At 60.5% G+C, this 11,783-nt stretch carries 9 protein-coding genes; 6 read left to right on the top strand and 3 right to left on the bottom strand.

Features of this window, described 5'->3' with window-relative positions:
• The 3 genes from A5790_RS25575 to A5790_RS20625 all read right to left on the bottom strand — a co-directional run.
• Positions 1-596, bottom strand: a 596-nt coding sequence (locus A5790_RS25575) for a hypothetical protein (RefSeq protein WP_197696851.1), incomplete at its 3' end; no start/stop codon positions are given.
• Between the two features lie 18 nt (positions 597-614).
• Positions 615-1,259 carry a response regulator transcription factor gene (locus tag A5790_RS20630; protein WP_066848564.1) on the bottom strand — a complete coding sequence of 215 codons (645 nt, stop codon included), beginning with the start codon at positions 1,257-1,259 and terminating at the stop codon, positions 615-617.
• Positions 1,247-2,533, bottom strand: coding sequence for a histidine kinase (locus tag A5790_RS20625; protein ID WP_066848561.1), 1,287 nt, complete (start codon positions 2,531-2,533; stop codon positions 1,247-1,249). Before A5790_RS20625 ends, A5790_RS20630 begins: the two co-directional genes overlap by 13 nt.
• A 171-nt stretch (positions 2,534-2,704) precedes the next feature.
• On the opposite strand from A5790_RS20625, the gene A5790_RS20620 reads away from it, so the two are divergent.
• The 6 genes from A5790_RS20620 to A5790_RS20595 all read left to right on the top strand — a co-directional run bounded on the left by A5790_RS20620 (position 2,705) and on the right by A5790_RS20595 (position 11,781).
• Positions 2,705-3,493, top strand: a complete 789-nt coding sequence (locus A5790_RS20620; RefSeq protein WP_066848558.1) for an alpha/beta fold hydrolase — start codon at positions 2,705-2,707, stop codon at positions 3,491-3,493.
• A gap of 552 nt (positions 3,494-4,045) precedes the next feature.
• The gene (locus tag A5790_RS20615; RefSeq protein ID WP_066848586.1) at positions 4,046-4,468 is read left to right on the top strand and encodes an MmpS family protein; all 423 of its coding nucleotides are present in this window, start codon (positions 4,046-4,048) and stop codon (positions 4,466-4,468) included.
• A 1-nt stretch (position 4,469) separates the two neighbouring features.
• On the top strand, positions 4,470-7,349 hold the full coding sequence (locus A5790_RS20610; RefSeq protein WP_066848554.1) for an RND family transporter: 2,880 nt from the start codon (positions 4,470-4,472) through the stop codon (positions 7,347-7,349).
• 46 nt (positions 7,350-7,395) lie between these two features.
• The gene (locus A5790_RS20605) at positions 7,396-10,269 is read left to right on the top strand and encodes an RND family transporter (protein WP_066848551.1); all 2,874 of its coding nucleotides are present in this window, start codon (positions 7,396-7,398) and stop codon (positions 10,267-10,269) included.
• A gap of 272 nt (positions 10,270-10,541) precedes the next feature.
• Positions 10,542-10,880, top strand: coding sequence for a hemophore-related protein (locus tag A5790_RS20600; protein WP_066848548.1), 339 nt, complete (start codon positions 10,542-10,544; stop codon positions 10,878-10,880).
• A 670-nt stretch (positions 10,881-11,550) separates the two neighbouring features.
• Positions 11,551-11,781: an MbtH family protein gene (locus A5790_RS20595; RefSeq protein WP_066848546.1), complete on the top strand. Its 231-nt coding sequence runs from the start codon at positions 11,551-11,553 to the stop codon at positions 11,779-11,781.
• Positions 11,782-11,783 lie beyond the last annotated feature (2 nt).

Here is an 11,783-nt window from a genome sequence, read left to right as displayed (position 1 = left end):
GCGGGGGGGCGCCGCTCCGCGATGCGCGCGGTACTCGTCCTTATTGCGGCTTTGGTGGCGTTCATTGCGGCCGGCGCGAAGGGTGGTATCTCCGTCCGACGCGGATGCTGGACGTAGCTGCTCCGGTCCACCGAGGTGGCGGCTCGCTTCAGTGTCAGCACAGCGTCGGTCTTGGTGGTGTGTGCATCATCGTTGTAAGCCTGCAGGCTCAACCACCCCGGCACATCGACGGAGTTGGCGATCTGCAGGAGAAGCCTCTCCAAGCGATCGATCTGTGCCTGCGCGGCGTGGGGCATCGCGGACTGCCAGTAGCCTGCCGCCACTCGTAGCGCCCCACCGAGACAGAAGCTGCACGGCCTTGCGCCGGGTTCGGTTCGTACGACATAGCCGCCTCCACCAACGTGCTCGGTGCGCTTCCGTACCCATCCCTCTGGAACGGCCGGGGTCGGGTGCACCTCACATCCCTCGGCGTCCCGGCAGTAGGTGCCTTGCGTCCACCCGCCGTCAACCTCGATGAGTGCCAAAGCGTCCTCGATAACCTCTCGGTCTGTCTTCATCGTGAGCCGATGATCGGCTGACGTCACTATCGTCGTCACGGTTTCTATCCCTTCTTGTTAAGACTCGAGGTAGCGCAGAACCGCAAGGACACGGCGGTTTCCGGTGTCGTCGGGCGCAAGCCCCAATTTCGTGAAGATGGAGGCGATGTGCTTCTCCGCGGAACCTGTCGAAATGTGCAGGGTCGCGGCGATGGCAGAGTTCGTCCTACCTTCGGCCATCAGTTGCAGGACGTCGCGTTCGCGAGGGGTTAGCTGATCCAGCGCGCTCCGGCGATGCGATCGCGCGAGGATCTGGGACACGACCTCTGGGTCGAGGAGAGTTCCACCGCCGCCCACGACGGACACTGCGTCCAGGAACGCCGGTACGTCAGCAACGCGGTCCTTGAGCAGGTAGCCGAAGCCGCGGGTGTCCGAGGTGATCAGCTCGGAGGCATAACGCTCCTCGACGTAGTGCGACAAGACCAATACGGGCGACTCTGGATTTTGGCTTCGCAGCTGCGCGGCGGCGCGAATTCCCTCATCGGTGAACGTAGGAGGCATCCTGACATCGACGATCACAAGATCCGGCTTTTCGTCGTTGACCAGGCCGAGCAGATTCGACGCATCAGTCACACTCGCTACCACCTCATGGCCGGCATCGACGAGTATGCGTTCGACACCTGCGCGCAACAACGCAGAATCCTCGGCGATCACGATGCGCATGGCAGCACCGCCGTGACAGTCGTGGACCCGGTGACCGGACTGGAAACCGTGAATGTGCCACGGACCGCGCGCACTCGATCGGCCAGACCACGTAAACCGGTTGCGGTTGCGCTGTCCGTGATTTGCGCGCCGCCGCGGCCGTCGTCGAACACCGAGACGTGGAGCTTGTCTTCGATCTCGTCGAGGCGCACCGTCACGATGGCCCGCGAAGCATGTGCGTGCCTGGCGACATTGGTGAGGGACTCGGCGACAACGAAGTACGCGACAGTTTCGGTCTCCTCTGGAATACGCCGCGGTAGGTCAATATCCAGCGTTGTCGGAACGGCGGCTCGATGTACCACCGCTGAGAGCGCGGCGTCCAGCCCTCGGTCGGAAAGGATCGTCGGGGCGATACCACGCACGACGTTGCGGAGTTCCAGCATCGCGTTTTTCGCGTCATCCTGGGCCTCTGCGATCAACGCCTTGGCAGCAGACGGGTCGTTGTCGAACTTGGTCTGTGCGAGGCCGATCGTCATCGCCAGCGAGACGAGGCGTGGCTGCACACTGTCGTGCAGGTCGCGCTCGATTCGGCGTCGCTCGGCGTGCGCCGATGAGACCGCTCCCATTCTGGCATCGGCGAGGGCGTTGACCTCGTCTTGCAACATCGTGGTTGGCGACGACGAGAGCAGCCAGCGGTCGAGTTGGGCGTCGAGGATGGGCGCAAAGACCACAATCGCTGCGGCGACCGCCAACGCGACCACGGCCAGCGGCCACGCCAGCGCCGGGGACAGGGAGTACAGGCCGGCGTCGTCGTCACTGTGACTGACGGCGATAGCCGCTGCCGGTGCCAGAAATCCGAACGCCAACAGTACGAATGCCAGGCCACCGGCGAGTAAGTCGTAGACCATCCGGAGAAGGTGATGCGCGCAGCCCTTCCAGAACTGAGCACTGCTGAGATCGAGCCACAATTGGTGGGCCCAGCGCTCAAAGCCCTTGTAAGGGGACCATTTTCGCGGCGGTGCGGGGATATTCATGCCGAATACGGCTTCGCTTCGCAGACGCTCCAGCCACTGCGCGCCGCGCATCAGATACACGAATGCGACCACGGCGACCAAAAGCCCGACCACCGATGGAATTGTCGCGATACCGACCAGCACGAGCATGCTCGGTAACCACAGCCAAACGATGGCGAGCACCGCGCCTACGATCAGCGACGCGCTGGGTAGGATACCGATCCGCCGACGCGCTGTTGGCGAGGTCGTATCAGCCGGGACCGGCTTGACCTCTGGATTCATGACTGTGACCACACCATCAACGTACGGAACGCCGAGGTGGGCCGAAACGGCGTTGACCCGACCAATTAGGGGGGGTTAACCCCCACATCGCCTCGCTGTGAGCGCACCGCAGCTGCCCTCCACCTTACGCCGGGAGGATAACCCGGCACGTCGCCGTAGTACCGTCCAATCGTGCTCGATTTGGCCTACGAAGACCGCGGCGACGGAGATCCGGTCCTGTTCATCACGGGTCAAGGTGGCCTCGGACGCACATGGGATATCCATCAGGTGCCGGCGTTCCGTGCAGCGGGTTACCGCGTCATCACATTCGATAACAGGGGGGTCGGCGCAACCGCAAATGCCGAGGGATTCACGACGGCGACCATGGTTGCCGACACCGCGAATCTGATTGAGAAGCTGAGTATTGCCCCCGTTCGGATCGTGGCCACCTCGATGGGCTCGTATATCGCCCAAGAACTGATGCTTGCCCGGCCCGATCTGGTGACTGAGGCAGCATTGATGGCCACGCGCGGACGTCACGACCGGGCGCGCGAGTTTTTTCGCGTGGCCGAACGCGAATTCGTCGATGCCGGTATAGAGCTTCCGCCCCGTTACGCGGCGAAACTGCGCTTACTCGAGAACTTCTCGCCGAAGACCTTGAACGACGACAGAATCGTTGGCGACTGGATCGATACCTTCACGATGTGGCCGACGAAGCCGACTCCCGGGGTTCGCGCCCAGTATGGGGTGGCGCCAGAGACCGATCGATTGCGTGTCTACAGGGTGATCACTACGCCGGTGCTGGTACTGGGATTCGCCGACGACCTCGTGATGCCGCCGTATCTGGGCGCCGAGGTGGCCGCCGCTTTCCCGAACGGACGGTACCTCGAAATCGCGGACGCCGGCCACCTGGGCTTTCTCGAGCGCCCCGAGGTGGTGAACTCGGCGATTCTGGACTTTTTCGCCGACGCTGGTCGGTGAGGCTCGAGCGGCTGGAACGCCAGACGCGGCCATGACTGCCAGCAGCCGTCACGCGCAAACGCGTAGTCCCGCAACCGATCACACTGATCGTCCGCTAAGTCGGAGGGCGCCAGATCGGTCGGCCCCCCCATCTGGCCCTTCGTCAGATTGCTGAACAAAGCGTGACCGGCGTAGCGCGGTTCCTCGAATTCGCTTCCGCATCAGACCGGCGGGAGGTACAGTCCGCAGCGCTCGCAAACGGCTGTGATGCGACTTGTCGGCCGGGGCGCAACCTGGATACCGTGCGGGAGCGCTGAAGGCGATGGATTACGATCGCGTATCGCGTTGGGAACGGGGAGATTGTGGAGGCCGACGGCATGCTTTACTCATCGAGATCGGGTTTTGCTCCCCGAGGCGCTTCAAGTTTGCCGTGACTCCGACACGGCGAGCGTGGGATCTTCCGGGTAATCCCAGGGTCGCCGTCTGGCGTGTCGCGGCAATGTGTAGTTGCATGTTCGAGCGGCTGGTAGCGACGGACATGGAGACGGACGGAGGGGATTCGCGATTTTCAGGATCTTTAAGAGGTTGTGGATCCCGCTGCTCATTCTCGTGGTGATTGTTGCGGGAGGTTTCACCGTGTCGCGGCTGCGTACGGTTTTCGGCTCAGAAAACCGTCCTTCGTACGCCGAGACCGCAATCGAGGAGCAAGAGCCATACACCACCAAAGAGCTGGTCTATGAGGTGTTCGGACCTCCCGGAACGACGGCGAACATCAGTTACTTTGATCCCGACGCCGAGCCGCAGTATGTCGAGGGAGTAAGTCTGCCCTGGTCGGCGACGTACGATCTCTCGGGCGCGGCGATCGTGGGCAACCTGGTCACGCAGGGCGACGGCGGCAGCATCGGCTGCCGCATCATCGTGGACGGAGAGGTCAAAGCGGAGCGGACCAGCCAAGGAGTGAATGCATTCACTTATTGCCTGGTGAAGGCCGCATGAAATGACGATCGCTCCGGTACGCCGCAAACCGCCATTCGTCGCACGGTGGATCTACCGGCTTGCGCCGGCCGTCATTCTCGGCTGGATCGCGATTGCCGTGATTCTCAGCACCGGCGTCCCGTCGCTGGAACAGGTCGAGCGTGAAAACGCGATAACACTCACGCCGAATGACGCCCCGTCCTTCAGAGCTATGCAGCGAATGGGCGAGCTGTATGACGAGTCGCAGTCCGACAGCGTGGCGATGATCGTCCTAGAGGGCGAGGAGCCGCTCGGCGACGAGGCGCACGTCTACTACGACGAGTTGATCCGGCAGCTTGAGGCGGATCGGCAGCACGTTGAATACGTTCGTGATTTCTGGGGGGACCCGCTGACCGCAGGCGCTGCGCAGAGCGCCGACGGTAAGGCTGTCTATGTCCAAGTAAATCTCATGGGCAACCTGGGTCAGGCCGAGTCGAACGAAGCGGTTGCCGCCGTCCGGAGCATCGTCGATGGCTTGCCAGCGCCGCCTGGCGTCAAGGCGTACGTCACCGGGCCGTCTGCGTTCGTCGCTGATTTGGGAACCAGCGGTAACAGGACCGTCTTCCTCGTCACCGCGACGAGCATCTCGGTGATCTTCTTGATGCTGCTGCTTCTCTATCGTTCGATAGTCACCGTTATCGTGTCATTGCTGATGGTGGGGATTCAGCTCCAGGTCGCCAGGGGGTTCGTCGCTTTCCTCGGTGATATCGGGGCCGTCGACCTCACCACCTACGTGGTCAACCTGTTGGTGTCGCTGGTGATCGCGGCTGGAACAGACTACGGAATCTTCTTTTTCGGGCGTTATCACGAGGCACGTCAGGCCGGTGAGGATCGTCTCGAAGCCTTCTACACCACATATCGCAGCGTCGGTAAAGTCGTTCTGGCGTCCGGCTCGACGATCGCCGGGGCCGTCTTCTGCCTGAGTTTCACCCGTCTGCCGTACTTTCAACCATTGGGCATCCCCGGTTCAGTGGGCGTGTTGGTCGCGGTCGCCGTTGCCCTGACATTGGTACCAGCGGTAATCGCTCTGGGTAGCCGCGTGGGACTGTTTGAGCCGAAGCGGAGAGTCATCACCCGTCAATGGCGGCGAATCGGCACCGCTGTCGTTCGGTGGCCCGGCCCGATCCTCGTCGCGACATTTGCATTGGCGCTCGTCGGGCTCCTGGCCCTACCGGGATATCGACCCAGCTACAACGATCAGGACACCATCCCCGATTACATCGATGCGAACCAGGGCTTCGAGGCCGCCAAGCGGCATTTTCCGCCCGCTCTGATGATGACGCCTGATGTAGTGATGGTCGAGTCAGATCATGATATGCGCAATCCCGCCGACTTCCTGGTGCTGAATAAGCTCGCCAAGGGAATTTTGGAGGTACCCGGCGTTGCTCGTGTCCAGGGTCCGACGCGACCCTCGGGAGAGCCGCTCGAGCACACGACTATTCCGTACATGCTGAGCATGAACCAGGCGAGCCAGATGCAAATGCTGCCATTCCAGAAGGCCCGCATGGACGACATGCTCAAGCAGGCCGAGGAAATGACCAAAACGATAGCGTTGATGAACCGCATGTTTGCTCTGATGACAGAGCTCAACGCTACTACTCACCGCATGATTGCTACCACGCACGAGCTCGAAGAGATCACGAACGAGATGCGGGACAACATTGCGAATTTCGACGATTTCTTCAGGCCCATTCGCAATTACTTTTACTGGGAACCGCACTGTTTCAACATCCCCATTTGCTGGGCGATCAGGTCGGTATTCGACGTGATCGACGGCCTCGACGAGATCACCGTCACGATGCGCGAACTCGTCACCAATCTCGATCAGCTCGATTTGCTGATGCCGCAGCTGCTCGCACAGTTCCCGCCGATGATCGCGACGATGGAGAGCACGCGGACGATGATGCTGACGATGCACAGCACCATGTCCGGAACGATCTCTCTAATGGAGGAGGGCAGCGAGAACGCCACCGCCATGGGCAAGGCTTTCGACGCGGCCAAAAATGACGACTCCTTCTACCTCCCGCCGGACATATTCAAGAACAAAGATTTCAAGAAGGTCATGGATGTTTTCTTGACGCCGGACGGGAAGGCGGCGCGGATGCTCATCACGCAGCGGGACGACCCTGCGTCACCGGAGGGCATCTCGCGGGTGGAGCCGATAAAAACAGCTGCCGAGGAGGCGCTGAAAGGAACGCCGTTAGAAAGCGCCAAAGTCTCTATGGGGGGCACCGCGGCGCTCTCCAAGGATCTGGTCGAGGGTTCGACATACGACCTGTTGATTGCGGGTGTGGCGGCTCTTTGCCTCGTTTTCATCATCATGCTGATCATGACTCGGAGCTTTGTTGCGGCCTTGACCATCGTCGGCACCGTCGCGATGTCGCTCGGTACGGCGTTCGGTCTATCCGTCCTCATCTGGCAGCACATCCTCGGCATTCAAATCCACTGGGTGGTCCTCGCGATGTCGGTGATCGTCCTCTTGGCTGTCGGTTCCGATTACAACCTTCTACTGGTCTCCCGGATAAAGGAGGAAATAGGCGCCGGGTTGAACACCGGCATCATCCGGGCGATGGCCGGTACCGGCCGAGTGGTGACCGCCGCGGGCCTGGTGTTCGCATTCACGATGTTCGCAATGTTGGTCAGCGATCTCCGAACGTTGGGCCAAGTGGGCTCCACCATTGGGATCGGTTTGCTCTTCGATACGTTGATCGTGCGTGCGCTGATGACACCGTCGATCGCTGCGCTGCTTGGACGCTGGTTCTGGTGGCCGCGCCGTGTACGCCCCCGACCATCCAGTCAAATGCTTCGGCCTTTCGGGACTCGTCCATTGGTACGTTCCCTGCTGCTGAAGCAGGACCGTTAGGGCTGGTGACCGTGAACGATCCGTCTTTGCGCGTGTCGAAGGCAGTATGAGCGACCCGCATACCACCGACAGACCGCCGTTCATCGCGCGAGCGGTTTACCTACTCTCGGTGCCGATCATCGTTGTCTGGTTGGCCATCACTGCGTACCTGTTCTTCGGGATCCCTTCGCTCGAGCAGGTCGGCAAGGAACGCTCCGTATCGCAGGTTCCTGAAGACGCCCCGTCGTACCAAGCGATGAGGCATATGGGCGAGGTGTTCAAGGAATCCGATTCTGACAGCTTCGCGATGATCGTCCTGGAGAGCGACAAACCGCTCGGGCCCGACGCGCATGCTTACTACGACGAGTTGATCCGCCAATTGCGCGATGACCCGGAGCATGTGAACCATGTACAGGATTTCTGGGCGGATCCCCTAACGGCCCCTGGCGCGGAGAGTAGTGACGGCAAGGCCGCCTACGTTCAGGTCAATCTCGCCGGTGATCAGGGCGAGGCGCTGGCAAACGAATCCGTTCGGGCAGTCCGAGACATCGTCGATGGAGTGCCCACGCCGCCGGGCGTCGCCGCCTTCGTGACGGGTCCCGCGCCGTTGGTGGCCGACATGAACAGGGCCGGCGACGACTCCATTCTCAAGATCACCATAGTGACCCTCGTGGTGATCCTGGTGATGCTGCTTTTCGTCTACCGATCAATCATCACAGTCTTTTTCGTGCTGCTCAGCATGGGCATCCAGGTGCAGGTGGCGAGGGGGGTCGTCGCACTCTTGGCCATGCACGAGATAATGGATCTCTCAACGTTCGCAGTCAGCCTATTGGTGTCGCTCGGCATCGCGGCGGGCACGGATTACGGGATCTTCTTTTTCGGGCGATACCACGAGGCGCGCCAGGCCGGTGAGGACCCGGAGCGCGCCTTCTACACCACCTACCGCAGCGTCACCAAAGTCGTATTGGGTTCCGGCCTGACCATCGCCGGCGCGATCTACTGCCTGAGTTTTACCCGCCTGCCGTATTTTGAGACGCTGGGCGTCCCAGGGGCGGTGGGCATGCTCATGGTGGTCGCCGTGGCTGTCACGCTCGTTCCGGCAGTGATCGCAGTGGGAGGCAGGTTAGGGCTGTTCGAGCCCAAGCGCAAGATCGCCGTTCGACGGTGGCGACGGTTGGGCACGGCTATCGTCCGATGGCCAGGCCCCATTCTGGCTGCGACTTGTGCCGTAGCGCTTGTGGGTCTGCTGGCGCTTCCGGCATATCGGAGCAGCTTCAACGACCGCGAATATGTGCCGCAGGACATTCCCGCCAATCTCGGTTATGCAGCCGCCGAGCGGCACTTTCCGCAATCCCGGATGATGCCCGAGATTCTGATGATCGAGTCAGACCACGATATGCGTAATCCCGCGGATTTTCTGGTTCTGCACAAACTCGCCAAGAACGTGTTCGCCGTACCTGGAATTGCGCGGGTACAGGGTATAACACGGCCCGAGGGGACCCCGATCGAACGGACTTCGATACCCTTTTTGATCAGCATTCAGATGGCCAGTCAAAAGCAGATGTTGCCATTTCAGCAAGCCCGAATGGACGGCTTGCTGAAGCAAGCTGACGATATGAGCAAGATGATCGCTTTGATGCAGCGGAACTATGAACTGACGCGGCAACTTTACGAGATCACCCATCGCATGAACGGCCTTACTCACGAGATGGAAGATACGTTAAATGAGTTGCGAGACAACATCGCCGATTTCGACGATTTCTTTCGGCCGCTTCGTAATTACTTGTACTGGGAGCCGCACTGTTTCAACATCCCCATCTGCTGGGCGATCAGATCCATATTCGACACTCTCGATGGCGCCGATAGAGTCAGCCTAAAATTGCGTCAGCTGGTCACCGAAATGGATCACCTGGATCAGCTTATGCCGCAATTGCTCGCCGTGATGCCCGAGATGGTCGAGTCGATGAAAACGATGCGGATGATGGTTTTGACCATGCACAGCACCATGTCGGGATTCCTCAATCAAATGGAGGAATCGACTGAGGATGTGACCGCGATGGGCAGGGCTTTCGACGCCGCCAAGAACGATGACTCCTTCTTCCTGCCTCCCGAAGTCTTTGAAAATGAGGACTTCAAACGCGCCATGAATCTCTTCTTCTCACCGGACGGCAAGGCGATGCGTCTGATGATCTCGCATCGTGATGAGCCCGGGACACCGGAGGCGCTCGCACGCGTCGATGCCATAAGAGTGGCTGCCGAGGAGGCGCTCAAGACGACACCACTCAAGAATGCGCAGATCTACCTCGGCGGAACTGCGGCGACGTATAAGGATATGCAAGACGGCGCTACCTTCGATCTCTTGATTGCGGGCGTAGCGGCGCTGTGTCTCATTTTCGCCATCATGCTCATCATCACGCGAAGCCTTATGGCCGCACTTGTCATCGTGGGGACCGTCGCACTTTCGCTCGGCGCGTCCTTCGGAATCTCGGTCCTTATCTGGCAGCATATTCTCGGAATCGAATTGCACTGGCTTGTGCTCGCGATGTCGGTGATCATCCTCTTGGCGGTGGGGTCGGATTACAACCTTCTGCTGGTATCGCGGATGAAAGAGGAGATAGGCGCCGGGTTGAACACCGGCATCATTCGGGCGATGGGCGGTACAGGGAAGGTCGTGACGTCCGCGGGCATGGTGTTCGCTTTCACGATGATGTCCATGGTCGTCAGCGACCTCCGCATCATCGGCCAAGTGGGTACCACCATTGGGGTCGGTCTTCTGTTCGATACCTTGGTGGTCCGCGCCTTCATGACACCGTCGATCGCAGCGCTCCTGGGACGGTGGTTCTGGTGGCCGCAGAGGGTGCGACCCCGGCCTGCAAGCCGAATGCTCGAGCCGTATGGTCCTCGCCCCCTGGTTCGTGCGCTACTCGGTGAACAGCGGTAGGCAAGGCCAGACCACGCGCGCTCGCGCTTGCTGACTCGCTGTTTCGGTTGTCGGTGAACTGGTATCGTCGGCCGAGCAGCAAATGGATAATTAGACCAACAAGATTTGGCCAGCGTCTACTGCGACCAGTCTTGGCGGCGGCATCCGACAGTGCATGAGGGGGCAGTGGGACTTGGCTTGAGCGCGCCGGTCTGAGGGTAATGAAACGTTCAGGGGCGGCAGAACGATCAAACGCAGTGGAATCTGGATCCATCCGAACGAGAGGTACACACATGATCAAACTGACGATGACCCGAGTGGCCGTTGGCATAGCGGGTCTGGCGTTGTCGGCGACCGCCGGTGCCGGGGTCGCGTCGGCAACTCCTGACCTCGGTCCGGCTGTCAACACCACGTGCACCTACCCGCAACTCATGGCGGCGTTGAACGCGGCAGATCCAGTGGCCGCATCTGTCTTCAATTCCAATGACGCAATGAAGGCCGGGCTGCAACAATTCTTAGCCGCCCCCCCGGATACGCGGCAGCGGATGGCGCAGCAAATCGCGGCATCGCCGGAGAATCAGCCGTACATCGGCCTCTACCAAACAGTTTTCAACACCTGTAACAACTTCTAGGTCACCTGGGCGGCGAGCTTCGATTCAGGCCTGAACCGGACGGGCCGCAGGGCGAGTGCGGCTGTTTGGCGGAACTGTTCGTTGTGCCAGGCATCGAATCGAATGATCTAGTTCTGCCAGCGTGCGGGCTGACACACGTAATCAATGTGGCGTGTCAGCCCGCACGCTGTTTTTCCCCAACTTCTTTGCGAGCCAATCGTGGCGGATCCTGCCAGTCGTTTGCCCACACGACGGCTCCGCATTTCCTGTGAGCCTGTGCTTTCGCAGGCAAGGATTCGCTCGCGCTACTGACACATGTGCATAATTTGCTGGCCTACGACCACCTTGGCCGGCGTGCGGGCGTCGGTGGACAGACCAAGTGAGCGACGCGAAAGCTGGGCCGACGCTTTCGCACTCCGGTTTGTCCGATTGTAAAGGCCCCTAACGGCATCAGCTTTGTGGGCGACGATCGCTCTTGGGCCAAGCGCGGACATCGGCGGTCGCTCACGCGGTCGTCGTCGCAGCGCAGATCTATCTCTCGTTAGCGGCCCCTTCGCAGCGTTTGCTGAAACGCACCGCACCTGCGAAGACCTGGGCCCGAGAAAAACTTTGCCAAATGCCTGAACAGGTCGGCTCTCTTAAGTATGGTTTGGTGCGGTCGCACACATTAGACGACGCGGTCAGGAGGACTGTGAGTACCAATCCATTCGACGACGACAATGGCACCTTCTTCGTATTGGTCAATGAAGAGGAACAACACAGCCTGTGGCCGACTTTCGCCGATGTTCCAGCGGGCTGGCGCGTCGTTTACGGAGAAGCGGATCGCGCGTCGTGTCTCGACTACATCGAACAGAACTGGCCCGACATCAGGCCCAAGAGCCTTCGCGACAGGCTCGCACAGGCCCGAAGTACTGAAGCCTAGAC

Source organism: Mycobacterium sp. 852002-51152_SCH6134967 (assembly GCF_001667105.1).
Taxonomy (GTDB): domain Bacteria; phylum Actinomycetota; class Actinomycetes; order Mycobacteriales; family Mycobacteriaceae; genus Mycobacterium; species Mycobacterium neumannii_A.
This window is presented reverse-complemented; position numbering and strand designations above follow the sequence as displayed.

What these genes read in the sequence shown, in the direction of transcription:
- A5790_RS20630 (WP_066848564.1), bottom strand. Translation starts at nt 1,259, where the DNA reads ATGCGCATCGTGATCGCCGAGGATTCTGCGTTGTTGCGCGCAGGTGTC.
- A5790_RS20625 (WP_066848561.1), bottom strand. Translation starts at nt 2,533, where the DNA reads ATGAATCCAGAGGTCAAGCCGGTCCCGGCTGATACGACCTCGCCAACA.
- A5790_RS20610 (WP_066848554.1), top strand. Translation starts at nt 4,470, where the DNA reads ATGACGATCGCTCCGGTACGCCGCAAACCGCCATTCGTCGCACGGTGG.
- A5790_RS20605 (WP_066848551.1), top strand. Translation starts at nt 7,396, where the DNA reads ATGAGCGACCCGCATACCACCGACAGACCGCCGTTCATCGCGCGAGCG.
- A5790_RS20600 (WP_066848548.1), top strand. Translation starts at nt 10,542, where the DNA reads ATGATCAAACTGACGATGACCCGAGTGGCCGTTGGCATAGCGGGTCTG.